Genomic DNA, 26,372 nt, shown 5'->3' on the forward strand with positions numbered 1-26,372 from the left:
TCGAAACTAATCACTGGCTGTGTACGTCTTGCACTACCTCGAGGGAAGTGCCGAGCCTGCTCGACTCTCTAGAACGATTCTTTCAAAGTACTTCGTCGTATACCCGCAGGTAGCCGGCCACGGTACTCTCCCAATCAAAATCCGTCTGTATCCGCGCCACCGCTGCCCGGCCCATCCGCTCGCAGCGGACGGAATCTTCCACCAGTACCAGCATGGCCTGCGCCAATGCCTGGGCATCGCCCACCGGCACCAGCAGGCCGGTAACCCCGTCCTCTACCAGCTCCGGGTTGCCCCCCACCCGGGTGGCGACCACCGGCAGGCCCGTGGCCATCGCCTCCAGCACGGTGTTGGAGATGCCCTCCCCCAGGGAGGGCAGCACAAACACATCCATGCCCGCCAGCAGCGCCGGAATATCATCCCAGTCACCGGCCAGCCACACACAGTCTTCCACGCCGTGATCGGCAATGCTGGCGGCCAGCGCGGCGCGCTCTGGCCCGTCGCCCACGAGTATACAGCGCAGCGTCTGCCGCTGCTGTGGCGATTCCGTGAAAATGTGGGCCAGTGCACGAATCAGGGTCTGCTGATCCTTCACCGCTGCCAGCCGGCCCACGGTGCCAACGACCCGGCAGCCGGCTTGCGGGAGGAAACCGGCGGGCATGCCGGGCGGCGGGGTCCGCGCAGGCAGAGCTGCGCCGCTGTTGTTGGCTTCGGCAAACCGTGGCAGGAAACGAGCGTGATCCACCCCGTTGTAGATTTGCGTGACCTTGTTTGGCGGGATGCGCACCGTCTCCACCAACCACTGGGCGAGGTCCTGGCTGACCGCGATGTAGCGATGGATCAGCGGGCTCAGCAGGCGTCGCAGCCACTGATACTTGCGGTTGCTGCCATCGAGGTCGCTGACATCGCGGCCGTGTTCACCGTGAACCCGCTTGCAGCCCGTCAGCAACAGGCCCAGAACCTGAGTCTCCAGGGCCGCCAGGTTACGCGTGTGCACGATCGCTGGACACAATCGGCGCAGCGTACGCCAAAGACGGACATACATGCCCAGGTCGTGGCCCGGCTGCTTGTGCAGTTCGACCACCTCCACCCCTTCGGCGGTCAGGCGTCCGGCGAAGGCCTCCGCCACGGTCAGGCAGATGATGGCGTGGCGATAGCGCCCGGGAGGGCTGCGGTTGATGATGTTGACCAGCCCGTTCTCCAGTCCGCCGGTACCCAGGGCGTAGATGATGTGGACTACCAGCGGCGGTGCATCTGGAGTCCTCGTCATCGGGTATCCAGCGCACTTCCAAGGGCAGAAACATGAGCATCCAGAAACTCCTGCAATACCCGCCGCGCTTCTGCCAGGTCGGTGCCCGTGGGTATGGCGACGAATACTCGGCTGCCTTCCCGGCTGCCGCGAAGCAACATTTGCCTGGCCTCAATTACCTTCACCCAGTAGGGGTCTCTAAGGTAACGCCCATCGACACGATACCAACTCCAAACCAACAGTCGCTGCCTGTCTGCAACGCCGTCCAGAACGGCCTCGTCCACCAGTACCTGTCGGGACTCCAGGGTTACAGATACCTCGTTCTCCGCAACCAGGCGCCATGCTTTCCGGTCCGCGCGCCAGAATTCACCACTGGTCGCGAGCTCCACACCCGGGACCTGGTTGAAGTACTGGTAGACACCCAACATTACCGGTGCAGGTCCCTCGAAATACCATTGTTTCTCGCGGTCAGCTCCCGGCTGGCTGGGCATCCAGCCCCAATAGAGGTCGCCAGCGTCACTCCAACCAGTCGCGGGCTCAGGCATCTGGAGAGGCGAAAACGGCGCCGCTTCACCCCGAGACAACTGGAGGGAAACCAGCGGCCCAGCAGCGACAATTACCAGCAACAGCAGAAGTGTTCCGAACGCAAAACGCGAGCCAATACCTCTGCTCTCCGCCCGGGGGAGCTCTGGGGGATTTTCTGGATGAGTGGAAACCGGTTCCTGCCAGAAACTTCCGATCCAGAACAACAGAAGCATAACGACACCGAAAAAGAGCCACCCGTAAATCAAGTGATCCACGCCAGTAGCCAACTTCATGTTGGATAGATGCCCTATCATCACAATCCCGAAAGCGCGCAGGCTGTTCGCGACGATGGGGACGATAATAGCAGCCAATACGAAGGCGGAGCGCCGCCAAAGGCTCTGGTAACTCAGATAGGCGTACAGTAGCCCCAGAGTAAACGAGGCGATGAGATAGCGTACACCGCTGCAGGCCTCAACCACCGACCAGCGTCCCGTTGGCAGGGTAAGGTACATGCCTTCACGGAATACCGGCACCCCTGTAAGGCGGACAAAATACTCCAAACTGTCAGCGGTCAAAGACATCATGGGGGGGATAAGGCCCTCACCCATCGGTACCGCGAGGAACAGGAAAGCGAGCGGGAATGCCATTTCACGGGCCAAAACCGTACCAACCAGTGCCCAGACACCCGTGACCAGAATCCAGACCAGGGCCAGTTGCTGAACCAGATTCACATCGACCAACCAGCCCAGAAACCAAAGCATGACGCCCGACAGAGTCAGGACCGAGATCCAGGGATTGGGTCTGGCCGGTAGTAACTTCAACTTCTCGCGGTCGCGCCACAGCAACCACAAAGATATCGGGAGAATCAAAAAGCCATGGGCGAAGGTCTCGCCCTCTGTCCAGATACGCAGCATCGAGGCCACGGTCTCGTGCAGCAGCCCCAGCACCGCCAACAGATACAACAATGGGACCAGCAACACTGCCACGTGTCGGAACTCCCAAGTCTGTGCTACCCCGGTATTAGTCACATCCAACCGCCTTTGCATGGCACGACACAGTGTTCAAAGTCCGGAGCGGGGTATTCGCCTTTCATGCCGTTGTTGCAGAAAGCGATCTTGTGGGCGGTGGTCGGTACAGGCGCACTGGCCGGCGTTTGCGGCGAAGTCCGCGGTGTGAGCGCCCCGTTCCTCATCACCCTAGCCCAGGCTGCGGGCCAGCGATGGCCCCAGCAGGTTGGCCACGGGCAGTGGCAGCCGCTGCCAGGTGTTCACCAGCAGCCGGTACTTGGGATTGGTCGGGTTCACATCCGGCACGCTGTCGGCCCTGACCAGGTAGTACTCGTAGGGCAGCGGCTGAGGCTCGAAGCCCCAGTGTTTCTTGAACTCGAAGGGGCCGGTGCCCTGCTTGCTGCGGCCAAAGTCGAAACTGGCAATGCCCTCCTCCGCGCTGCGGCGCATGAGGTCCCAGTACATGAAGTGGTTGCAGCCCTTGATGCTGCGAGCCCGGGCGATACTGCCGCCGTAGTAGGGCAGGACCTCGTTGCGAAAATAGAAGCTCAGGACCCCGGCCACGTCCTCGTCGCCCTGGCGGATCATCAACACCCGGCAGTCGGCGCCAAACTCCTCACGCAGGCAGTCCAGATAGCGGCGGCTGAATACCGGGGTGCCCAGGTTACGCACGCTCTCGGCGTAGACCCGGTACAGGCGTTCGCTGCCCGCGACCTCTTCCCCTTCCAGCCCCTCCTTGATGCCCTTGCGGATCATCGCCCGCTGGCGGTTGGGAATGGCCTTGAGGTTGGCGTCATTGTCGGCGCTGATGGCCTTGCGGAAGGTGTAGTACAGGTCCTTGACCGGCCAGCCGCTGGCGGAAGGTTCCAGGTTGCGCAGCTCCAGGGCGTCCACCCCCAGCTCGGTGGCCAGCTCACAGGCCGCCTGCCGCAGTGCCGTAGCCGCCACCTCGCTGCTGGCGGCAATGCCGCCATAGACGCAAAAGGGCAACCCCGCCAGCTTGTGCCCGAACAGCAGGCTGCGCACCTGCGCCAGGGGCAGCACCCCCACCACAGCGCCGTCCTGCTCCGCCAGCAGGAAGTGGCAGCGGTGGCCGAAGGCGCGCTGCAGTACCCGCTGCCAGCCGAAGCGGTGGAAGAAGGTGGCCTGGGGACAGCCGCTGACGAATGCCTCCCAGGCCGGTTCATCGCCTGCCCCGGCAGTCCGTACCGCGATGCTCATGCGCCGGCACCCTGGCCCGCAAACACAGCGCCCGCAGGTGCCGCCTCACCCGCCGGGTCTGCAATCTGCCCGGCAAAGACCCGATCCATACGATCCCAGCGAAAGTCCCCCAGCAGGCGCCGCAGGCGCGGCTCCATACGCTCCAGATTGAGGTAGTGGCGAAAGCGGGTTTTCGCCGACACCCCGGCGGGGCGCGGCTGCTCCGGGTCGATTTCCCAGGGGTGGAAATAGAAGTGCCCGCTCTGGCCCTCGCGCCGGTTGATCCGGCGCAGGGCCCAGCGGGAAAAACCGTAGGGGAACAGCCGGAACCAGCCGCCGCCGCCGCAGTTGATGTTGCGCCCGGCCAGGGGCAGGGTGGTAACCGGGATCTCAGCCAACCGGCCACCGGCGGCGGCAAAGGCAAAACGCGGGGCTTCCGGCATGCCGTAAAGATCGTGGCGAATGGGGGCGATGCTGGAACTGTAGCGGTAGCCGGCATCCGCCAGCACATCCAGCGCCCACAGGTTGTCGCGGCCGATGGAGTAACTGGCAGCCCGGTAGCCGTTCACCGCCACTCCGCCCAGGTCCTCCAACAGGGCCTTGGTGCGGGTGACATCCGCGCGAAAGGCCTCCGGCTGCTGGGTATTGACCCGGATGTGCTCCCAGCCGTGGCTGGCCAGTTCATGACCCTCGGCGACGATGCGCCGCACCATCTCCGGATGGCGCTCCGCGACCCAGCCCAGAGTGAAAAAAGTGGCTTTCACCCCGTGCTCGGCAAACAGGGCCAGGATGCGGTCGACATTGGCCTGGACCCGCAAGGGGGTGGTCTCCCAGGCCGCACGGGGCACATGCGGCTCCATCGCCGAGACCTGGAAGTAGTCCTCCACGTCCACGGTCATGGCATTGACCACAGCCTGTGCTGCCTGAGTGCTCATGCGGCCCGAGCACTCCGGCACCAGTCCACCAGTACCGCGGCGATGCGCTCCGCGGCCCTGCCGTCCCAGTGCTCGGGCTGGCGGCCGGCCTTGCCGCCGCCATTGACGATGTCCTGCCAGGCGCGGCGAATGGTCGCCGGGTCGGTGCCAACAACGGTATTGGTGCCCTCCGCCACGGTAATCGGGCGTTCGGTGCTTTCTCGCAGGGTGATACAGGGCACGCCCAGGGCGGTGGATTCCTCCTGAATGCCGCCGGAGTCGGTCAGCACCAGGCGCGCCTCGCGCATCAGGCCCAGCATCTCCAGGTAACCCAGAGGTGGCAGCGTCAAGATATTGGCGGCCTCAAGCAGGTCATCCAGGCCCGCGGCGCTGATGCGGCTCCGGGTGCGCGGGTGTACCGGGAACACCAGCGGTGTTTCGCGGCTGATCTCCGCCAGCTCCTGCAGTAAGCGCCGCAGCACCACCGGGTCATCCACGTTGGAAGGCCGGTGCAGGGTCAACAGGCCGAAGCCACTATCGAAGGCGGGCGCGGCACCCGCGGCCTTCAACGTTGCCGCTGCCGGAGTCGCAGAGGCCAGGTTATAGCGCAGGGTATCGATCATCACGTTGCCGACAAAGTACACCTTCTCCGGCCCGATGCCCTCCCGCTGCAGGTTGGCCGCGGCGCTGGCCTCGGTGGTGAACAGCAGATCCGACAGCTGATCGGTGAGGATACGGTTGATCTCCTCCGGCATGCCGCGGTCGCCGCTGCGCAGGCCCGCCTCCACATGGATCACCGGAATGCCCTTCTTCACCGCCACCAGGGCGCAGGCGATGGTAGAGTTGACATCCCCCACCACCAGTATCGCGGCGGGCTTGCGTTCATCCAGCACCGGCTCGAACTTGAGCATGATCTGCGCGGTCTGCACCGCGTGGCTGCCGGAGCCCACTTCCAGGTCCACATCCGGTTCGGGAATGTGCAACTGCTCAAAGAAGGCGTGCTTCATGGCCGCGTCGTAGTGCTGGCCGGTATGCACCAGGCTGGCGCTGAGGCCACTGCCCGGAGCATTGAGAGCGCGCATGATGGGCGCGATCTTCATGAAATTGGGGCGTGCGCCCACCACGCAGAGGATGTGCGCGGGTGATTGTGGATCAGCCATGGTTGCGCCCTGGACGGGCCTCCCTAGAAAGCGTGTCTGACGTTGAAGGTTACCCGGTTTTCGTCATAGTCGTTGAGGGCAAAATCCGACTTCTGGGTGAGGAATTGGTAGGCAACGTTCAGGGTGGTGTCATTGCCCAGGCGGCGGCTAAAGCCGAACCCCGCGCGCCAGGCTTCACTGGTCTGGCCGAACCCCCCAAAACCGCCGACGCCCCCGAAGTCACCGCCACTGCCCTCGCGCTCGTTCCAGCCCAACTGCAGGTTGGCCGACAGCAGGCTGGACAGATTGCGACTGAAGGTGATCGCGGCATTGCGGAAGGTGGCTTCGGCGTCATTCTCGGTACGGCGCTGGCGCGAATCCGAGCCGGACAGGGTGACCGTGGTCCGACGCGTGGCGAAACGGTAACGCAGATCCAGCCGCTCATTGAGGACCGGGGAGTTGCCGATAAAGGTGGGCAGTCCCTCCTCGCCCAGCGGGTCCCCGGGCAGGCCGCCGAACCCCGGATCGAAGGGGTCCCCGGGTTCCACGAAACCGTTGTTACCCGCCCGCAGGTTGCGCGGGAAGGTCAGGGTGCGGGCGTAACTGGCGCTGAGCTCACTGCGCTTGTGGCGGTAGCGGATGTCCGCCCGCGGCGTACTGCCGAAGAACCGTTCTCCGGTGCCAATGCTCACCTCGACCCGGGAATTCGGCGTCCAGCGTACGCCCACGTCCCAGTAGCTGCCTTCGATATCATCGCGGGCACTGGTGAACTCGTTCCACTCTTCGCCGCCCAGTGCATTGAGCTCCCAGGCGTTGCTGAGCCGCAGCGCCAGGCGCAGCTCCGCCGAGGACAGTTTATTGTCAAAGGCGGGGCGCAGCTCGCTGGTGTCGTAGTTGACCTTGCTGTAGCGGCCACCCACCGCGACATTCAGGCGACCTGTGCCAGCGAGAGTGCCAAGGTCGAGTTCAGCGCGGTCCTCGGTGCTGTCGCCATTCACACCGACACTGTTGAACTGTTCGTTATAGGCGTAGCGCAAGCGCAGATCGGCAGTCTGTGCCAAGCGCCGCTGCAGCAGGGCCCCCGCCGTGTAATCGTAGACGATATCGGTGTTGTCCCGCCCGCTGGTGGTGCCGCCGGGCGCGAAGGGGTTGATGTTCGTCTGCCGTGCGGAGGCGGCGAGATCCAGCTGCAGCCAGTCCTGCACCAGTTCATAATCACTGTTGAAGCGCACGCTGGGTACCACGGACTCGCGGTTGGTCAGCGATGCCCCCTGCCCGGTGGCGCACTGCAGATCGCTGTCGCCCAGGGAATTGTATTCGGCGGCGGCCCGCAGGTTCACATTGCCGCGGGCCCCGCGGCCACGCACACTGATGTCTGGGCGGGCAGTGCCCACCCACTTGTCTTCCTCGTCCTGCTGCGCCAGGCAGATGTTGTCGGAATAATAGCCGCCCACGGCAATACCGGCGCCGGTTTCCCACTCCGCCGCGCGGGCGGTTGCCGGCAGCAGCAGGCTGCTGCACAGGGCCGCGGGCAGGATTGCTTGCCAAGGTTTCACTGATTCATCGCCCTCGCCGCGGCTTCATCCGCGGCCTCCGCGGCCAGGGTCCGGCTACCCTGGCCGTAGCCGTAGCCGTAGCCGTAGCCGTAGCCGTAGCCAAAGCCCTTGCCAAACAGGCTCATCCGTCGCCGCGAGGCCCGGTTCAGCATCACCGCCACCATCTTGTCCGGGCCGATGTGCTCCAGCGCTTCCTGCACCGCGTGCTGGGGCGTAATGTCCGCGGCGGCGACGAACATGATCTGCCCCATGAAGCTGGCGAGTACACCGGCTTCAGTGGTCAACAACAGGGGCGGGGAATCAAACACAATGACCCGGTCGGGATAGCGGGCCGCCAGTTCCAGCATGAACTGGTGCATGGTTTCGCTCGCCAGCAGCTCCGTCGCGTGTTCGTCCGGCGTGCCCGCCGGCAGCACCCGCAGTTTCGCCATGCTGGTGTGCAGGATCACCTCCTCGGGAACGACCTCCTCGCGCAGGATATCATTGAGCCCGGGAGTCCCGCGGGGAACCCCCAGCAAATGCCCGGCGGTGGCCTTGAGCACGTCCGCATCCACGAACAGCACGGTCTTGTCCTGCTCCATGGCAATGCTGACCGCGAGGTTGATGGAGGAAAAGGTCTTGCCGTCGCCCTGCAGTGCACTGGTGACCATGATCAGGTTGGGATTGGCAATCGGCGTCGGGGACATGCCGGCAATATTCTTCAACAGTGGCCGCTTGATGCCGCGGAACTCTTCGGCAATCACGCTGCGGGGCACCGCCGGGGTCAGAAAGCCCTGGGCATGCAGGGCATCCCAGGGAATGTGGACGACGACCGGGTCCCCGGAGCCAGCCGCAGCCGCCTGCTCCGCGCCGGCCGCATCGGCTTCCGCCCCCGCCCGTTCCACCGTCTTCTGGCCGTCATCCTCCGGCGCGTCCCGGCGGGCGGCCTCAAGCTGGCTGAGCGCCTTTTCAATCGTGCTCATGTTCGCATGTCCTCGCCTTGTGGCCTCTGTTGGTCCATCAGGCCGTCAGTCCCGGCATGACAAGCACCCCGGCAAAGGCGACCAGCAGGGCGCCGCCGCAGGCGACAAAGCCCGCCAGCCGCCACAGCCCGCTGCGTTTTTCTTCCCGGGTCTTGTTCCAGGTAACCGTACCCAGCAGCGGCAGGCCGGTGGCGTGGGCCAGCATCCGCGCGTCGGTCACGATAGGGTAGACCAGGGTCAGCAGCAGCGCTGCGCCGACGCCCGCGCCGAGCGCCAGCACCAGCACCCCCGCATTCAGCAACAGCTTGTTGGGCTTGCTGGGATTGCGCGGAACGAAGGGGGGATCGATGACCCGGAAGGTGACTTCCCCACCGGTGCTTTCGACATCGCCGGACAGGCGTGCGGACTCGCGCCGCTCCAGCATCTGCTGGTGCTGCCGTGCGATCACGTCGTAGTCGCGGTCCAGTTGCTTGAGTTGGGCCTCCACCTCGGGTATCTGGCTGACCTTGGTTGTCAGGTCTTCCACCCGGCGCCCGTATTCCTCTACCCGCACCCGCAATTCCGCCGCTTCCGCTTCCGTCTGCGCCAGCATGCTGCGCATACCCTGGTATACCGGGCTGCTGGCCAGGCCGCTGAAGGCCGCGCTCGGCTCCTGCCGCATGCGCGCGTACTCCGCCTCTCGCTCCGCTTCCAGTTCGCCGATCAGCCCGCGCAGGCGCAGGACCTCGGGATGACGCGCGGTGTATCTGGCAAGCAGGCTGTCCATTTGCAGCTGCAGGGCCTGGATGCGGGCGTCCAGCGGCGACCGGGCCGCTCCGGAAGCACCACCGGCGATAAACACCGGGTCTTCGCCGTCGATCTGGCGCTGCAGTTCGCGGCGCCGGTTTTCCACCTCGCGCAACTGCAATTGGGCCTGCTGCAACTCCCCCCGGGCCTGCTGCAGGCGACTGTAATAGTCGCCGCCACCGCCGGGGAGGACATCCACGTTCTCTTGCTTGAACAGCGCCAGCCGCCGCTCGGCCTCGACCAGGCGCTGCTCCGATTCGGTGATCTGCTGCTGCAGGAAGCTCTTGGCGCCCGAGCTGTCCTGGCGCTTGTCACTCATGGAGGCTTCAATGAACACCGTGATCAGGGCCTGGGCGATGCGGCGGGCGGTCTCCCGGTCCCGGTCGGTCACGGAAATCGCGTAGATCGAGGTATTGCCGCGACTGCCCGACAGGCTGATCGACTGCTGCAGGCGCTTGATCAACGCCTCCTTCTGGGCATCCGTGGTCGCCTGCAGGTCGAGGTCGGTCATGCGTGCCAGTTTTTCCAGATTGGGCCGGGTAAGCAGCGTCTGGCTCATCAGCTGGATGCGCTGGTTGATATCCGGGCTAATGGTGAGCCCTCGCATCAGTGGCCGCAGCACCGAATTGGTGTCCACGTGCATGCGCGCATTGGCGACATAGGATTCAGGCATCTGCCAGACGTAGGCCCAGCCGGTCAGCGCGATCACCCAGGCGAGAGCGAGAGCCACCCAGCGGTGGCGCCAGACCCCGAGGATGTAGCTCGTCAGCTGTGCAAACAGATCCTGCATCGGAATATTCCCGCCCCGTTCCAGCCCGGACCGGTCAGAACCAGCTCTCGGAGATGATCACGATATCCCCGGGCATCAACGCCAGGTTGGCGGAGATATCCCCTTTCTTGAGCAGGTCGTCCAAACGCACGTTGAAGGACTGCTGCTGGCCGCCATGCGTGCGCACCAGCACCGACTTGTTGCCGGAGGCAAACTCGGTCATGCCGCCCACCGCGATCATCAGGTCCAGCAGGGTCATGTGCTGGCGATAAGGTACACTGGAGGGCGTGGTGGCTTCGCCGACCACTCGCACCTGCTGCTCCGGGACGCCGACGAAACCGTTGACGATCACGCTCACCACCGGTTGCCGCACATACTCGCCGTAGGCGTTCTCGATAGCCCGGGCAAGCTCGGTGGAGGTCTTGCCGCTGGCCTGCAGGTCTTCCACCAGGCGGGTGGTGAACTTGCCGTCCGGACGCACAATGCCGGTGGTGGTCAGCTCCGGGTTGCCCCAGACGAAGATTTCCATGGTGTCACCGGGCCCGATGACGTAGTTGTAGTCCGGCCCCGCGGCGCGTTCGCCCGCAGGTACCGGTGGATGCGAACCACACGCTGCCAACAGCAGGGCCACCATCGCGGCCATTGCCGCGGCTGCCAACCTGCCCATACCTGTAACCCCTGTGAGTGTAGTCATTGCCTTCTGCTCCTTTGTGGGCCGCTTCCAGCCCTTTATTTGTTGCCAGTTTAGCCCCGGGGCCACCGGACTCACCAGCCCGGATCCCCAGTGTTACCACAGACTGTGAGACAGGTCACAGCGCAACCATCACTATTGCACAAAAAACAGGCTAAAGCCCGAGGCGGCCCATGCCACCAGCGCCACCGAGAGGACAAAGAAAGCCCCCACCATCCACGCCGTGCCCCCCTCCCTGGGCTCCGACGCGCTCCGCGCGGGCGGCTGCACCACGGGTCGCTGCCTGGCGGGCGCGCGCTTGCGCCCCGCGGTTTCAGCCGTGGCCGGGGGCTTCCCGGACCTGGCAGCGCTGGCCCGGGAGGCGGGCGCCGCCGGAGGCGGCGCAGACGCCTGCGCCGCTGGCACCACATCCTCCGCGACCGCAGTGACACCCACCTCCGGTGCGGCCGCCTGCTCCGCCAGCGCCTCGCCGTCGGTACCGGTACGCCGCGCCACCATTGGCTCCGCGGCTGCAACCACCTTCAGGTGCTGGCGCGCCCGAGCCTGGGTGGCCACGCTTGCCTGGGTCGCGGTGTCCCCGGCTTCCGGCCCTGCGACCGCAGGTTCCGGCCCCGGCTCGGGGGCGGCTTGATCGCGGGCCATCGGTGCCGGGTCGCCCCCGGATTCCGGCGCCGCATCCGCCTCGCGGGCGGCGGCTACATCCTCGGATTCGTCCAGGCCGATGAAGTCGGCCTCGCTGAGGGCACTGCCTGCGGCCAGATGCTCTTCCTGCAGCTCCCCGATCACTTCCCGCACATCCGCCACTTGCACGCGGTGACGCTGCTCCAGGGCACAGTGCAGCAGCAGACGACTGCAGATCAGGTTGATGCGGCGGGGAATGCCCTCGCTGAACTTGTACACCAGCGGGAACACCGCCTGGCTGAAAGCCGGGTCGCCCTGCCAGCCAACCACGTCGAGACGGTGCAGGATATAGGCCTGGGTCTCCTCCATGGCCAGGGGCCGCAGATGGCTGGCGGCGACAATCCGCTGGTGCACCTGCTCCAGTTCCGGGCGCAATACCAGCTCCCGCAATTCGGGCTGGCCCAGCAGGAAAATCTGCAACAGGGGCTTGCCGTTGACCTGAATGTTGGTAAGCAGCCGCAGTTCTTCCATGGCGGACACCGCCAGGTCCTGGGCTTCGTCGACGATAAGTAAAGCGCGGCGGCCATCCCGGTGCCAGGCCCGCAATTGCTGGGTCAGGCGCTGCAGGAGTTCGCCCTTGTCGACCACGTTCACGGCGATGCCGAACTCGTAGGCCACGATTTTCAGCAGGTCGTCGGCCTCGAGCTGGCTGCAGACCAGGTTGGCGACGCGCACGTTCTCACCGCTGAGATGCTCGATCAGGGTACCGACCAGGGTGGTCTTGCCGGTGCCGGGTCGGCCGGTGACCATGACAAAGCCTTCCTCGCGCATGAACGCGTAGGCCATGTAGGCCCGCGCCTTGATGTAGCCCTTGTGGGGGAAGGCGAAGGCGTGGTCCGGGCTCAGCCGAAAAGGCTCCGAGCGCAGCTTGTAGAATTGGTCGTACATGGCGACGCGTCTCTACGTGAGGCAGGCATTGCCCTGTATGGTGCAACTAAACCACTGGTATCGCAAGGAATTGGGTGCCTGTGCTTATGTAGTTTGTGAACCAGTTCATGCCCGGCGGGCTACAGGCGCCAGAGTGCCACGCCGCTGGCTGCGGCTGCGCTCCGGTCCAGCACACCTTTGATATCCATCACTACCCCGTCGGGGGCGAGGATCGGCAGCACCACATCCAGGCCCTGCTCCAGATAGGCCGCGTGGGGCACGGCCAGCACCACCGCGTGGGCCCGGCCGAGCTGTTCCCAGGGGGTAAGGGTCACACCGTACTCGGCCTCGGCTTCCTCGCTGCTGGCCAGGGGGTCGTGCACGGTGACCTCGCAGCAGTAGTCCCGCAACTCGCGGATGATGTCCTCCACCCGCGAGTTGCGCAGGTCCGGGCAGTTTTCCTTGAAGGTCAGTCCCAGCACGGTCACTTTCGCGCCCGCCACCGGATGGCCGCGGCTGACCAGCTGCTTCACCGTCTGCTCGGCAATGAACTTGCCCATGCCGTCGTTGGTCTGGCGCCCGCCGAGGACCACCTGTGGGTGGTAGCCGACGCTTTCGGCCTTGTAGGTGAGGTAGTACGGGTCCACGCCGATGCAGTGGCCGCCCACCAGGCCGGGGCGGAAGGGCAGGAAATTCCACTTGGTGCCGGCGGCCTCGAGCACATCCAGGGTGTCGATACCCAGCTTGTTGAAGATCAGCGCCAGCTCGTTCATCAGGGCGATGTTGAGATCGCGCTGGGTGTTCTCGATCACCTTGGCGGCCTCGGCGACCTTGACGCTGGCGGCGCGGTGCACCCCCGCGGTCACCACCGATTCGTACAGCGCCGCCACCCGCTCCAGGGTCGCCGGGGTGTCGCCGGAGACCACCTTGGTAATGGTCTCCAGCCGGTGCACCTTGTCGCCCGGGTTGATGCGCTCGGGAGAGTAGCCGATGAAGAACCCCGTTGCCGACTCCATGTCCACGCCATCGCGACCGCACCATGCGAGCCCCGACCCCGCCTCCAGCAGGGGCACGCAGACTTCCTCGGTGCAGCCGGGGTAGACGGTCGACTCATAGATCACAACCGTGCCTGGCTGCAGATATTTGGCCACGGTGCGCGAGGCGCCCTCCAGCGGACTCAGGTCCGGGCGGTGGGCGTGGTCGATGGGCGTGGGCACTACCACGATGATGATGGAGGCCTGCGCCAGCTGTGCCGGGTCGCTGGTGTACTCCAGGCCCGTGGCCGCCACCAGAGCCTCCGCGGAAACTTCGCCACTGGGGTCGTGGCCGGCGCGGTAATGTTCCAGCTTGCGTTCGTTGAGGTCGAAGCCGATGGTACGGCGCTGGCGGCCAAAGGCGACTGCCAGCGGCAGCCCGACATAGCCCAGGCCGACAATGGCCACGGTTTCGTTCATGCTGTGCTCGCTCATGCTGGTGACTGGGCTCATGGGTGTGACTGGGACAGGAACCAGGCGGCCGTGCGCGCCAGGCCTTCGTGGACATCGTATTCCGGGGCGTAGCCCAGCAACCGCGCCGCCTTGCCGATATCGGCCTGGGAGTGACGCACGTCACCCTCCCGGAACTCCCCGTACTCGGGTTCCACCTGCGCCAGCGCCGGGCGCCCCGGGCTCAGCAGGTCGCGAATGCCGTAAAACAGCTCGTTGAGCGTGGTGCGACCGCCGAAGGCAACATTATAAACCTGGTTCAAGGCTTCGGGTGCGGGAGCCGTCGCCGCCAGCAGGTTGGCCTGTACCACGTTGTCGATATAACAGAAGTCGCGGGAGGTCTCGCCGTCGCCGTTGATGCGGCAGCTGCCGCCCGCGACCAGCTCCCCGAACCAGCGCGGGATCACCGCGGCGTAGGCGCCTTCCGGGTCCTGGCGGGGACCAAACACGTTGAAATAGCGCAGGCCAACGCAGTCCAGGCCATAGGCACGGTGAAAGACATCGGCGTAGAGTTCGTTGACGTACTTGGTGACCGCATAGGGCGAAAGGGGCCTGCCGATTTCGTCCTCGACCTTGGGCAGACCCGGGTGGTCGCCATAGGTGGACGAGGAGGCAGCGTAGACGAAGCGCCTGACCTGCGCATCCCGGGCCGCCACCAGCATGTTGACGAAACCGTCGATATTGACCGCATTGGTCAGCAGGGGATCTTCCAGGGAGCGGGGCACGCTGCCCAGGGCGGCCTCGTGGAGAACATAATCCACCCCCCCCACGGCGCGCCGGCAGTCGTCCAGGGAGCGGATGTCGCCCTCGATGAAGGTGAATTCGCCACTGCCCGCCGCCGCGGCCAGTACCGCGTCGAGGTTGTGGCGATGGCCGGTGGCAAAATTGTCCAGCCCCGTGACCGTCTGCCCCAACCCCAGCAGCCGCTCGACCAGGTGGGAACCGATAAAGCCGGCGGCACCGCTTACCAGCCATGTGGCCGGTTGTGCCCGCAGCCTGCTTGCCATTGCCTCGTATGTCGCCACTGTTCCCGTCCCTGTTCCCGTCCCTGTTCCCGCACCGCAGGGGGCAATGGCTCCCTGAACTGTGCGCCAGGTCGCGCCCGCGCACTGCCGACGTTTACACCTTGGTGCCGGGAGTATAAGGTCTCGCTGACACTACGGCCATGCCAAGGCATGACGCCGGTCACAGTTTGGTGATTTCTGCAGGGAGCGGCGCACCTCCATGGCGGGCAATATCAGCCTTTTCACCTACCTCGCGGCAAGCGCAAGCTTTGCCGCGCTGGCCGTGCTGCTGTTGTCGCAATGGCGGGTCAAGCCACTGGGCACCAGCCTGGTGCTGGCCTGCACCGCATCCGCCCTGTGGGCGGCGATCATCAGCTTGGGCACGCTGGCCGAGTACCCGCCAGTACACCTGATCCAGCTGGCGGAGCTGGTGCGCAACATCGCCTGGCTGTACTTCCTGCTGCAGCTGTTGGGCCTGCAAACCGATGGCGCCACCCTGACCCTGCACGGTCGCGACTGGCGGCCACTGTTCCTGCTGGGGGCGGGCATTGCGCTGGGCCTTGTGCTGGCGCCCCTGGCCGGGCTGCGGGTCGGCCACGAAATGGTGCTGGGCCTGTGGCTGTCGCTGGCGCTTGGCACCCTGTTGCTGGTGGAGCAGCTGTACCGCAATGCCACCCCCGCCGAGCGCTGGTCGCTCAAATTCCTCTGCCTGGGCCTGGGCACCATCGCCGCCTGGGACTTCTTCATGTACTCCGAGGCACTGCTGTTCCGGCAGCTGGACCCGGACCTGTGGCAGGCCCGTGGCCTGGTCAACACGGTGGTCACGCCCCTGCTGGGGGTCGCCTTTGCCCGCTACAGCAGCTGGCGGGTGAAGCTGCAGGTTTCCCGCCAGGTGGTGTTCCACACCGTGACCCTGATGGGCGCCGGGCTCTACCTGCTGGGCATGGCGGCGATCGGCTATTTCCTCAAGTTCATGGGCGGCAGCTGGGGCACGGTACTGCAGCTCGGCTTCCTGGTGGCCGCCGGCGCACTGCTGGCCAGCCTGCTGTTCTCCGGCAGGTTGCGGGCGCTGCTCCGGGTGCAGCTGAGCAAGCATTTCTTCAGCTACCGCTACGACTACCGGGAGGAGTGGCTGAAGTTCACCCGCGCCCTCGCCAGCCTCAACGAGGAGGTCGCGGAAGGCATCATCCGCATCATGGCCAGCCTGACCAGCAGCTCTGCGGGACTCCTGTGGGTAACCGCTGAGGGCCAGCCCCAGCGACTGTTGGCGCACTGGGAGATGCCGATCCCGGCTGGTGCCACCAGCGAAGGGCTGGGTACCCTGCCGGCCTGGCTGCAGCGCACGGACTGGGTCATTGACCTGCGGGAGTGGCGGCGCGCACCGGACCTGTACGCCAACCTGGAGCTGCCCGACTGGCTGCGCCAGGACCCGAGCCTGTGGCTGGTGATCCCGCTGGTGTTTCGCGATCGCCTGGAGGGGATTCTGATGCTGAAACAGTCCGACCTCAAGGACAGTATCAACTGGGAGGACCGGGACCTGCTGAAGACCGCCGGGCGCCAGGCGGCCAGCCACCTGGCCCAGCATCTGGCCAGCCAGGCCCTGGTGGAAGCGCGCCAGTTCGATGCCTTCAACCGGCTCTCTGCCTACGTGGTTCACGACCTCAAGAACATCCTCGCCCAGCAGTCGCTGATGGTGGCCAATGCCGCCAGGCACCGGGACAACCCCGCCTTTGTCGACGACATGATCGCCACCGTGGAGAATTCGGTGACGCGCATGCAGCGGCTGATGGAGCAGATGCGCAGCGGCCTGCGCAGCAGCGCCGCCGACGAGGTGGCGCTGGCGCCACTGCTGCAGCAAGTCATCGCTGGCCGCAGCGGCGCGCGCCCGGTACCAACCGCGGAGCTCGCCGCAGACCTGCACGTGGAAGCCGACAGCGAGCGCCTGGCAACCGTGTTCAACCACCTGATCCAGAATGCCCAGGAAGCCACGCCGGCGGATGGCTCTGTCAGCGTAACACTGACACGGGAGCAGGATCGGGCCCAGGTCGCCATCACCGATAGCGGCCGCGGCATGGACCCGGACTTCATCCGCCAGCGCCTGTTCCGGCCCTTCGAGTCCACCAAGGGCCTGACCGGCATGGGTATCGGCGCCTTCGAGAGCCGCGAGTACATCCGCCAGCTCGGGGGCGACATTGATGTCGACAGTACTCCGGGCAAGGGCAGCGTGTTCCGGGTGACACTACCGCTGGCTGCGCCCGCCGACAGCGCTCACCATTCACCGCAGACACAACAACCGGACTGATCATGACCAAGACGAACACCAGACACCTGCTGGTAGTGGAAGACGACAAGGGCCTGCAGAGCCAGTTGCGCTGGGCCTTCGACGGCTACGAAGTGGCGATCGCCGGCGACCGGGGCGAGGCCATCGCCGCCCTGCGCCGGTTCGAGCCGGGAGTGGTACTGCTGGACCTGGGCCTGCCGCCAGACCCGGGTGGGGTCACCGAGGGCCTGGCGACCCTGCGCGAGATCCTGACCCTGGCCCCGGAAACCAAGGTCATCGTGGTGACCGGAGACAACGACCGCGCCAACGCGGTCAAGGCCATTGCCGGCGGCGCCTGGGACTTCCACCAGAAACCGGCGGATCCGGAACTGCTGGCGCTGCTGGTGGAGCGGGCCCACCACGTCTACGAGCTGGAGCGCGAGAACCGGCGCCTGCAGCGGGCGGACGAGAACATGCCCCTGCGCGACATCATCGCCATCAGCCCGCAGATGCTCAAGGTCTGTCGCACCGTGGAGAAGATCGCCCCCACCGACATCACCACCCTGCTGCTGGGCGCCAGCGGTACCGGCAAGGAGCGCTTTGCCCGCGCCCTGCACGAGCTGAGCCCGCGGGCCGGCAAGCGCCTGGTGGCGATCAACTGCGCCGCGATCCCGGAAAACCTGCTGGAAAGCGAGCTGTTCGGCTACGAGAAAGGCGCCTTCACCGGCGCCAACCAGCAGACTGCCGGCAAGATCGAATACGCCCACGAGGGCACCCTGTTCCTGGACGAGATCGGCGACCTGCCACTGGAACTGCAGGCAAAACTGCTGCGCTTCCTGCAGGAGCGGGTAGTGGAACGGATCGGCGGCCGCAAGGAGATCCCGGTGGATGTACGCATCGTCTGCGCGACCCACCAGGACCTGGAGCAGCAGATGCGGGACGGCCGCTTCCGCGAGGACCTGTACTATCGGGTCAGCGAGATGAGCATCCAGATCCCGGCGCTGAAGGACCGCACCGGCGACGCCCCGGTGCTGGCCAAGGCGTTCCTGGCGCGCTTCGCCGGGGAGCTGGGCAGCGGTGGCCTCAGCTTCGATGCCACCGCGTTGGCGGCCATCGAGCAGTACAGCTGGCCGGGCAACGTCAGGGAACTGGAGAGCCGGGTCAAGCGCGGGGCAATCATGGCCGAGGGTTCCCAGGTCACCGCCGGCGACCTGGAGCTGGATGCGGTGGCCAGCGGCGACAACATGCCCCTGAACCTGCGCCAGGTCCGCGAGGCCGCGGAGCGCGACGCCATCATCCGCGCCCTGGGGCACGCCGGTGACAACGTCAGCGAGGCCGCCAACCTGCTCGGCATCACCCGGCCCACCCTGTACTCCATGCTGGAGAAGCATGGCCTCAAATAGATCGCCCGGCCGCAGCGGATGAAGCGGCCGGCGCGCAACCCGCTGCCCTGGCTGTGGGCCGCCTATACCCTGCTGCTGGTCTACGGCACCTGGTTTCCCCCGGATGGCTGGGACTGGAGCCTGGGCGGGCTGGAAGCCTTCATGGCCCTGGACCGGCCGCTGCGAATGCCGCGCTCCGACTTCACCCTCAACCTCATTGTGTACCTGCCCTTCGGCCTGCTGGCGATGCTCTGCCTGCCCGGCGGGTTTGCCCGCCGCCTGCTGTTGGCGACGGCCAGTGGCACGCTATTGTCCGCCGGTCTCGAATTTGGTCAAACCTACCTCCCCAACCGGGTGAGTTCCCTCGCCGACCTGCTGCTGAACAGTGCAGGCGCCCTGCTGGGGGCGCTGGGGGCCGGCCTGGCGACCCGGCTGCCCCTGGCGCGACGGTTGACGCAGCTCGTGCAGGCGGCGCTGCTGGACCCGGCCAGCGGTCGGCTCGGCCTGCTGGCCCTGGGCTGCTGGGTACTGGCCCAGTGGGCGCCGCTGGTACCGAGCCTCGATATTGGCAACCTGAGAGCGGGGGTCGCCCCCCTCAAAGCCAGCCTGCTGGGGCATGCGCCGCTCGACGGTGCCCGGCTGACAGGCTACCTGCTCATGCTGACGGCGGCTGGCAGCCTCGCACTGGCTATCCTGGCCCCGGCTTGCCGCCGTGTACACTGGCTTTTGGGCATCGCTTTGGCAGTACTGGCGGGCAAGGTTCTGGTCATGGGCCGGGTGCTGTCGACCGAGGCACTGCTCGCGCTCGCTTGCGTGGGCCCGGTCTTGTGGCTGTTGCGACACGCCCCCTGTGGTCTGCTGAGACTCGTGACATTGCTCGCACTGGCGGCCTTTCATGTTCACGAATCCCTGCTCCCGGCCACCCAGGACTCGTCCCTGCGCGCAATGAACTGGATCCCCCTGCGCGGCCACATGAATAGCGTCAACGGCGTGGTCAACCTGCTGGCGACCATCTGGGTGTTCGTGGCCCTGGCCTGGGTGCTGTACCCCTGGAGCCGCAACCGGAACACCCGCCTGCTGCTGGCCGCCATGGTCGCCTCGGCGGCCTTCGGGCTGGAATGGTGGCAGCAGTTCATTCCCGGCCGTCATCCGGACCTGACCGACGTGCTGGTTGCCGCCGGTGCCTGGTGGCTGGCGTCGGCCTGGGCCTGGCAGCGTCAACAACCCGCCCGCGGGGCGCCCGCCGTCCCCAGCGCGAATGCCGGCGCCCGGCGCCGAGTTGGGCACACTGCCCGGTGGCTGCTGTGGTTCGGGGCCGCCTGCCTGTTGTTGCTGGCGGTGCTCTACGCCACCGGCACCCGGGACCAGCGTCCGCCCTACGCACTGCCCGCCCGCGACCAGTTGCCGCTGCCGGAGTTTCCGGCCTGGCGCGCTGCCCATCCAAGGCTGCCGGCACCCATGCCCGCCGACGTGCATTTGCTGCGGGAGCACAATCCGGCTTTCTGGGCGCAACACCGCCGCCGGGCCGCCAGCGGCAAGTTCTACTCACGAATCCTCCTGGCCAGGGCCGATCCCGGCTCGGTGGACCTGGACACCCTGCATGCGGCGCTGCTGGCGCTGGAACCGAACTGGCGCGGCCACAACCAGACCGCGCCGATCGCGCTGGCCTATGACTGGCTGCACGCTGACTGGAGCGCGGAACAGCGTCGAACGCTGCTGCTGAAGCTTGAGGCAGCCTGCGCCTACCAGGTCCACGTCATCACCGACAAGTACTCGCTGTCACCCTATAACGTGTACCTGTACAACAGCCCCCTGCAGGCATTGATGATGGCCGCCATCGCCAGCCATGGAGACAGCGCCAACGACCACTGCATGCGCTTCACCGCCGATTACTGGCGCCATCGGGTACTGCCGGTGTGGCGCCAGGTCATGGGCCAGCAGGGCGGCTGGCATGAGGGCGGCGAATATATCGGCATCGGCATTGGCCAGGCCATCCATCGCTTGCCGGCCCTGTGGCGCCACGCCACCGGCGAGGACCTGTTTGCCAGCGAGCCCGGCATACGCGGCTTTGCCGACTTCGCCGTCCATCGCACACGCCCGGATGGCACCTACGTGCGGTTGGGCGACGCCGCCTATTTTCGCCGGCAGATTCCCGACCTGGCGCCACTGGCGCTGGAACTGGGGCACCGCGCCGCCTACACTCTGGCAGACCCGCCCGCCCTGCCCACGCCCCTGGGCTACCCCTGGGGACCCCTGTCCCAGGTGTCGCTGGCGGATCCCGACGCCCGCCGCGCACTGCCCACCAGTGTCTGGTTCGACGGCATCGGCCTGCTGCTGGCGCGCTCGGACTGGGGCCCGGACGCCACCTTCGTCACCTTCAGGGCGGGCCACAACTACTGGTCCCACTCGCACCTGGACCAGGGTGCCTTCACCATCTTCAGGGGTGGTGCCCTCGCCATCGACAGCGGGCTCTACAACCGCTCCGGCTCCGACCACCACCGCAACTACAGCAGCCAGAGCATCGCCCACAATGTCGTCACCGTGACGGACCCAGACGATACCGTGCCCATGCCGCCCCGGCGGGAAGGTGATGCCAACCGCGCCATCGCCAACGACGGTGGCCAGCGCCGGGTCGGCTCCGGGTGGGGGCGTTCAGCACCCCTGGACTACAACCACTGGTACCAGCAGCGGGATCATTACCAGACCGTGGGCGAGGTCCTCCAGGGGAATACGGAGGGGGTTTCCTGGGTGGTCGCCGACCTCACACCGGCCTACACCAACAGCCACTCCGGGCGCGGTGATTTCGCCGAGCGCAGCCACCGCGTGCGCCATTTTCAGCGCAACTTCCTGTTTGACCGGGAGCAGGGGCTGGTGATCGTCCACGACCAGGTGGAAAGCACGGATCCCGCCTTCCGCAAGAAATGGTTGCTGCACAGCCAGGGACATCCGGCCGTCAGTGGGCGCGGCTTCCGGATCACAGTGCCGCCGAACGCCGCCACCGGCATGGCCGGCGGGCGCCTCACCGGACAGGTACTGCTGCCCGAAGACGCCAGCCTGACCGCGATCGGCGGGCCCGGCTTCGAGTACTTTGTCGATGGTGTCAACCAGGACCAGGGCGGCACGGTTCAGGAGGCCGCCCGCCGCCTCGCCACTGAGCGCGGCGCGGAACCCGGTGCCTGGCACCTGGAACTGCAGCCGGGGATACAACAGCGTCGACACGAGTTCCTGGTGGTACTGCAAACCTCTGACCTGAGCGCCGCGGACGCGCCCCTGCCGCCCCTGACGCTGGAGCGGGTGGACGGCTCCCTGGTCCTGAGCGTTGGCCATGACCGGCGGGTGGTGTACCAGTTGCCGGAGGGCAGCGAAGCGGTGCGGGTGCAGCGGCGCCCCTGATTCTGGCCGCTCAGATGCGGGTTTACAGTTCCAGCAGCAGAGTATCGACGAACCCATCCAGCGCGGCCTCTATCCGTTCATGGACCGCGCAAAATCCCTGCCAGTCACTGAAGTACGGGTCGGGAATGGCAGCCGCTGCCGGCGTCATCGAGGGTTCACAGGTACCCAGCAGCCGCGCCTCGACCGGCAGTTCGCCGCCAGGATACAGCGCCGCCAGTTCCTGCAGGTGCTCCGGTTCCATCGCCAGCACGTGGTCGCTCTCCGCGAGCATGGTCGGCGTTACCTGGCGGGCACGGATACGTCCCAGCTTAAAACCGGCCTCCAGCGCGAGCTTCCGCAGGCGCGGGTCCGGTGGCCGGCCCGGCTGGCCGACCCGGGTACCTGCCGAGGCCACCGCCACTCGCCGTTGCAGGCCCAGAGCCCGCAGGCGGTGGCGCAACAGCGCCTCCGCCAGCGGGGAACGGCAGACATTGGCGGTGCAGACAAACAGCACCCGCAATTGGGGGCGCCACCAGATCACCGGGATCCCGACCTCGCAGCAGTTACGCCCGCCGGGCGTCTAAGGCTCCACACGCTGCAACAACTCCCGCACCCAGCTCACGGGGATCGCGTAGCTGATACCCGAGGGCCGCTCCAGTACCGACTCCCGGGACTCTTTCACGAACACACTGTTGACCACCCCCAGCACCTTGCCCGACGCCGGATCGTACACCGGGCTGCCGCTGTTGCCCGGGTAGGCGATGGCATCGAGCTGGAACACATCAAAGGGGTTGCGCATGCGCTGCAGCTGCACCGCGGTGAGATCGCGGGCGCCGTCCGCGGCTCGCGCCACGGGAGTGATCGAGGCGACAATACCGCGGTGAGTGACCGGATACAGGCCCAGCACCGCACCGATGGGAAAGCCGGTGAAGGCTACGGTGTCACCCTCGCGTACCGCCCGGTCATCGCCCAGCGCCAGCGTCGGCAGCGGGCCGCCCACAATGCGCAGAATGGCGAGGTCATGTGCCGGGTCCTCGGCGACAACCTCGGCCGCGTGGCCCCGTGCGTCCTTGCCACGGCCGGCGAACACTGCCAGCCGCTGTTGGTTGTCGTGGTCCAGCAGCTCCGGTAACACATGGTAGTTGGTTACCACCAGCTGGCCGTCACCGACCACAAACCCGGTACCGCGGAGCACATCCGGGCGCCGGTCACCAATGGGCTGGCGCGGGGGATAACTGGTGCCAACACCGACGATGGCCGGCCGCACCCGTTCGATGACATCCGCCAGCGAATCTGCCAGCGCGGACGGCGCGGCAAGCAGCAACGCAACCAGCAACGCCCACAGCCGGGCCAGATGGCACGCTCGGGTATTCGGATTCATAATGGCACTCCTGCCGGATCGGGATCACATTTTTGGAATGAGGCGCTTGCCGCCAGCGGCGTCGCGGGCAACACTGGCGCCGGAGAACCTTAGTCCAGAAAGCATGGGCAGCGCAAACAACACCGACAGGGAGAACCAACCAGTGGCGGATCTGCTCCACGAGTTCATTGCCGCAGCCGCCGCCGACCGGGGCGAGCGGCCGGCGCTGCTGTTCCGGGACAGTACCCTGAGCTACGCCGGGCTGTGGCGCAGTGTCAGTGGTGTTGGCCATGGCCTGCTGGCGGCGGGGATCCAGGCCGCGGAGCGGGTGGCCGTGTATCTGCCCAAGCAGCCGGAGACCGTGGCGACCATTTTCGGCGCCGCCGCCGCCGGCGCCAGTTTCGTGCCGGTGAACCCCCTGCTGAAGCCACGCCAGGTCAGCTACATTCTGCAGCACAGCCAGGCGCGGGTGCTGGTCACCTCGGGCCAGCGCCTGCAGCTGCTGGCTGCGGAGCTGGCCCACTGCACCGACCTGCATACCGTGGTTCTGGTGGACGAGCTCGCCGCGGACCGCCTGGATGCGCTGGCGCAGGAGCTGCCCGCGATTACCCTGTGCGCCTGGCGCGACCTGCTGGCGGCCCCGGAGCGGCCCGCCCACCGGCGTATCGACACCGACATGGTCGCCCTGCTCTATACCTCCGGCAGCACCGGCAACCCCAAGGGGGTGGTGCTGTCCCATCGCAACATGGTGGCGGGCGCCCGCAGCGTGGCCCAGTACCTGGAAAACACCCCGGAGGACCGGCTGCTGGCGGTGCTGCCGCTGAGCTTTGACGCCGGCCTCAGCCAGCTCACCACTGCCTTCTCGGTGGGCGCCTCGGCGGTGCTGATGGACTACCTGCTGCCGCGGGATGTGCTGAAAGCGGTGGTTCGCTACCGGGTGACCGGCCTGGCCGCGGTACCGCCCCTGTGGAACCAGCTGCTGCAGCAGGACTGGCCCGCCGAGGTGGCCGACTGCCTGCGCTATGTCACCAATACCGGCGGCGCCATGCCGGTGGCCAGCACCCGCACCCTGCAGCAGCGCCTGCCGCGCACCCGCATCTACCTGATGTACGGCCTCACCGAGGCCTTCCGCTCCACCTTCCTGCCGCCGGAAGAATTGGAGACGCGGCCCCAGTCCATCGGCAAGGCAATCCCCAACGCCGAAATACTGGTGGTGAACGAGGCCGGCCAGTTGTGCGGCCCCAATGAGCCCGGCGAGCTGGTACACCGGGGCGCCCTGGTGGGACTGGGCTACTGGAACGACCCGGAGAAGACCGCCGAGCGGTTCCGGCCCAGCCCAGGGCAGGACACCGCCCTGCCACTGCCGGAGCTGGCGGTGTGGTCCGGCGACCAGGTGGTACGCGACGAGGACGGATTCCTGTATTTCGTGGCCCGCAAGGATGACATGATCAAGACCTCTGGTTACCGTGTCAGCCCCACCGAGGTGGAGGAAGTCGCCTATACCTCGGGCCTGGTGGCCGGTGCCGCGGCCCTGGGCATCAGCCATGCCCAACTGGGGCAGGCCATCGCCCTGGTCGTCACCCCGGCCACCGGAACTGACCCGGAAACCCTGGGTGCGGAGCTGCTGGCCTTCTGCCAGCGGGAACTGCCCAACTTCATGGTGCCGGGGCGGATCGTGGTGCGGGACAACCTGCCCCACAACCAGAACGGCAAGATCGACCGGCGCGCGCTAGGCGCCGAGTATACCCATCTGTTTGAGGAGTCCCAGGCGTGACCAGCAGCAACGATTCCGCGGCGGGCGCCACCGACAGCCCCGCCCGCAGCCGCCCCCGGCACGCGCCGCAAAAGCACTTTGCCGTGGTCGACAATTGCCTGCAGATCGGCGGCCAGCCGCTTACGGCCCTCGCGGTACGGGCCGGCGGACGCCCGTTCTACGCCTACGACAGCGCGATAATGACCCGGCGTGTCGAAGCCCTGCGGGCGCAGCTACCTGCGGCCATCCACCTGCATTACGCGATCAAGGCCAATCCCATGCCGGCAGTGGTGCAACACATGTCCGGCCTCACGGACGGCCTGGATGTGGCCTCGGCGGCCGAACTGGCGACGGCCCTGGCCACTGGCATCGACCCGGCCACCATCAGCTTCGCGGGCCCTGGCAAGTCACTTGCAGACCTCGAGGCGGCGGTCCGCGCCGGGGTCATCATCATCCTCGAATCCACCACGGAAATGCAGCGAGTGGCAGACCTGGCCAGCACTGTGTCCGCGCCGCCGCTGGTGGCGATCCGGGTCAACCCGGACTTCGAGCTCAAGGCGTCGGGGATGAAAATGGGCGGCGGCCCCAAGCCCTTTGGCATCGACGCCGAGCAGGTCCCCGAGGTGATGCGGCAGCTGGCAGCGCTGCCCCTGGATCTGGTAGGACTGCACATTTTCAGCGGCTCCCAGAACCTGCGCGCGGAAGCCCTGATCGAGGCCCACGACAAGACCTTTGCCCTCGCCCTGCGGTTGGCGGCGGAGGCTCCCAAACCCTTCCGCTGGCTCAACATTGGCGGCGGTTTTGGCGTGCCCTACTTTCCCGGCGAGGAATCCCTGGACTTGGCGCCGGTAGTGGCCAACCTGCGGCAGCGGGTGGACGAAGCCCTCAAGCAACTTCCCGGCGTGGAACTGGTCATGGAGCTGGGGCGCTATCTGGTTGCGGAAGCGGGTATCTACGTATGCACGATCAGCGACAGGAAGGAGTCGCGCGGCCACACCTTCCTCATCACCAATGGCGGCCTGCACCACCACCTGGCCGCCTCGGGCAATTTTGGCCAGGTGATCCGCAAGAACTATCCGGTCTGCATCGGCAACCGGGTCCACGGCGACGACGAGGAAACGGTGTCCATCGTCGGCCCCTTGTGCACCCCCCTGGATATCCTCGGGGAGCGCATGTCGCTGCCGCGCGCCGCCATCGGTGACCTGGTGGTCCTGTTCCAGTCCGGCGCCTACGGCTACACCGCCAGCCCGCACCTGTTCCTGAGCCATCCACCGCCACTGGAGTTCCTGCTCTGAAGGGCGCCGACTGCGACCTCTGTCACAAAATTTTACACTGCACAGGAAATGTCATGATCACCTGCTAGACTCTATTTTCCCTGCTGAGTGAACCGATGCCGGAAGACAGGGCACCAAGG

Annotated in this window: 19 protein-coding genes; 5 read left to right on the top strand and 14 right to left on the bottom strand. The window is 66.4% G+C overall.

Translation table 11 applies throughout. From position 1 onward, the window contains the following. Positions 1 to 82 precede the first annotated feature (82 nt). The 12 genes from RLO07_RS11730 to RLO07_RS11785 form a co-directional block, all read right to left on the bottom strand. Positions 83 to 1,267, bottom strand: a complete 1,185-nt coding sequence (locus RLO07_RS11730) for a TIGR03088 family PEP-CTERM/XrtA system glycosyltransferase (RefSeq protein WP_462292337.1) — start codon at positions 1,265 to 1,267, stop codon at positions 83 to 85. Further along, positions 1,264 to 2,757: an exosortase A gene (gene xrtA / locus RLO07_RS11735; protein ID WP_462292338.1), complete on the bottom strand. Its 1,494-nt coding sequence runs from the start codon at positions 2,755 to 2,757 to the stop codon at positions 1,264 to 1,266. The genes RLO07_RS11730 and xrtA overlap by 4 nt, the downstream gene beginning before the upstream one ends. 210 nt (positions 2,758 to 2,967) lie before the next feature. Continuing rightward, a complete protein-coding gene (locus RLO07_RS11740) occupies positions 2,968 to 3,999 on the bottom strand; it encodes a FemAB family XrtA/PEP-CTERM system-associated protein (protein WP_462292339.1) in 1,032 nt (343 codons plus the stop codon). Further along, positions 3,996 to 4,913 carry an XrtA system polysaccharide deacetylase gene (locus tag RLO07_RS11745; protein WP_462292340.1) on the bottom strand — a complete coding sequence of 306 codons (918 nt, stop codon included), beginning with the start codon at positions 4,911 to 4,913 and terminating at the stop codon, positions 3,996 to 3,998. Before RLO07_RS11745 ends, RLO07_RS11740 begins: the two co-directional genes overlap by 4 nt. After that, positions 4,910 to 6,052: a non-hydrolyzing UDP-N-acetylglucosamine 2-epimerase gene (wecB, locus tag RLO07_RS11750; RefSeq protein ID WP_462292341.1), complete on the bottom strand. Its 1,143-nt coding sequence runs from the start codon at positions 6,050 to 6,052 to the stop codon at positions 4,910 to 4,912. Before wecB ends, RLO07_RS11745 begins: the two co-directional genes overlap by 4 nt. Positions 6,053 to 6,075: 23 nt before the next feature. After that, positions 6,076 to 7,587 (bottom strand): TIGR03016 family PEP-CTERM system-associated outer membrane protein, encoded by a 1,512-nt coding sequence (locus RLO07_RS11755; protein ID WP_462292342.1) that lies wholly within the window; start codon positions 7,585 to 7,587, stop codon positions 6,076 to 6,078. Beyond that, positions 7,584 to 8,549 carry an XrtA-associated tyrosine autokinase gene (locus RLO07_RS11760; RefSeq protein WP_462292343.1) on the bottom strand — a complete coding sequence of 322 codons (966 nt, stop codon included), beginning with the start codon at positions 8,547 to 8,549 and terminating at the stop codon, positions 7,584 to 7,586. The genes RLO07_RS11755 and RLO07_RS11760 overlap by 4 nt, the downstream gene beginning before the upstream one ends. A gap of 37 nt (positions 8,550 to 8,586) precedes the next feature. Then, positions 8,587 to 10,125 carry an XrtA system polysaccharide chain length determinant gene (locus RLO07_RS11765; protein WP_462292344.1) on the bottom strand — a complete coding sequence of 513 codons (1,539 nt, stop codon included), beginning with the start codon at positions 10,123 to 10,125 and terminating at the stop codon, positions 8,587 to 8,589. 34 nt (positions 10,126 to 10,159) lie between these two features. After that, positions 10,160 to 10,798, bottom strand: a complete 639-nt coding sequence (locus tag RLO07_RS11770) for an XrtA/PEP-CTERM system exopolysaccharide export protein (protein WP_462292345.1) — start codon at positions 10,796 to 10,798, stop codon at positions 10,160 to 10,162. Between the two features lie 132 nt (positions 10,799 to 10,930). After that, entirely contained in the window at positions 10,931 to 12,364 is a 1,434-nt protein-coding gene (locus tag RLO07_RS11775; protein ID WP_462292346.1) for an ExeA family protein, read from the bottom strand. A gap of 119 nt (positions 12,365 to 12,483) precedes the next feature. Next, positions 12,484 to 13,812: a nucleotide sugar dehydrogenase gene (locus RLO07_RS11780; protein WP_462292347.1), complete on the bottom strand. Its 1,329-nt coding sequence runs from the start codon at positions 13,810 to 13,812 to the stop codon at positions 12,484 to 12,486. A gap of 14 nt (positions 13,813 to 13,826) precedes the next feature. Beyond that, positions 13,827 to 14,852, bottom strand: a complete 1,026-nt coding sequence (locus tag RLO07_RS11785) for an SDR family oxidoreductase (RefSeq protein ID WP_462292348.1) — start codon at positions 14,850 to 14,852, stop codon at positions 13,827 to 13,829. 199 nt (positions 14,853 to 15,051) lie between these two features. Here RLO07_RS11785 and prsK point away from each other — a divergent pair, with 199 nt between their 5' ends. The 3 genes from prsK to RLO07_RS11800 are packed head-to-tail and all read left to right on the top strand — an operon-like array spanning position 15,052 to position 21,866. Then, on the top strand, positions 15,052 to 17,133 hold the full coding sequence (gene prsK / locus RLO07_RS11790; protein WP_462292349.1) for an XrtA/PEP-CTERM system histidine kinase PrsK: 2,082 nt from the start codon (positions 15,052 to 15,054) through the stop codon (positions 17,131 to 17,133). A gap of 2 nt (positions 17,134 to 17,135) precedes the next feature. Beyond that, a complete protein-coding gene (gene prsR / locus RLO07_RS11795) occupies positions 17,136 to 18,494 on the top strand; it encodes a PEP-CTERM-box response regulator transcription factor (protein WP_462292350.1) in 1,359 nt (452 codons plus the stop codon). 18 nt (positions 18,495 to 18,512) lie between these two features. After that, positions 18,513 to 21,866 carry a VanZ family protein gene (locus RLO07_RS11800; RefSeq protein WP_462292351.1) on the top strand — a complete coding sequence of 1,118 codons (3,354 nt, stop codon included), beginning with the start codon at positions 18,513 to 18,515 and terminating at the stop codon, positions 21,864 to 21,866. Positions 21,867 to 21,888: 22 nt separating this feature from the next. Here the strand turns inward: RLO07_RS11800 and RLO07_RS11805 are convergent, their stop codons facing one another. Both RLO07_RS11805 and RLO07_RS11810 read right to left on the bottom strand, forming a co-directional pair. Next, complete coding sequence (locus tag RLO07_RS11805; RefSeq protein WP_462292352.1) at positions 21,889 to 22,386, bottom strand: low molecular weight protein-tyrosine-phosphatase; 498 nt, start codon at positions 22,384 to 22,386, stop codon at positions 21,889 to 21,891. A gap of 39 nt (positions 22,387 to 22,425) precedes the next feature. Further along, on the bottom strand, positions 22,426 to 23,226 hold the full coding sequence (locus RLO07_RS11810; RefSeq protein WP_462292353.1) for a S1C family serine protease: 801 nt from the start codon (positions 23,224 to 23,226) through the stop codon (positions 22,426 to 22,428). A gap of 142 nt (positions 23,227 to 23,368) precedes the next feature. Here RLO07_RS11810 and RLO07_RS11815 point away from each other — a divergent pair, with 142 nt between their 5' ends. Together RLO07_RS11815 and RLO07_RS11820 are read left to right on the top strand one after the other, a co-directional pair. Beyond that, positions 23,369 to 24,979 carry an acyl-CoA ligase (AMP-forming), exosortase A system-associated gene (locus RLO07_RS11815; protein WP_462292354.1) on the top strand — a complete coding sequence of 537 codons (1,611 nt, stop codon included), beginning with the start codon at positions 23,369 to 23,371 and terminating at the stop codon, positions 24,977 to 24,979. Further along, on the top strand, positions 24,976 to 26,253 hold the full coding sequence (locus RLO07_RS11820) for a pyridoxal-dependent decarboxylase, exosortase A system-associated (protein ID WP_462292355.1): 1,278 nt from the start codon (positions 24,976 to 24,978) through the stop codon (positions 26,251 to 26,253). Before RLO07_RS11815 ends, RLO07_RS11820 begins: the two co-directional genes overlap by 4 nt. Positions 26,254 to 26,372: the final 119 nt, after the last annotated feature.

Origin of the sequence: Haliea sp. (assembly GCF_040221975.1) — a bacterium.
In the GTDB taxonomy this organism is placed as follows: domain Bacteria; phylum Pseudomonadota; class Gammaproteobacteria; order Pseudomonadales; family Halieaceae; genus Haliea.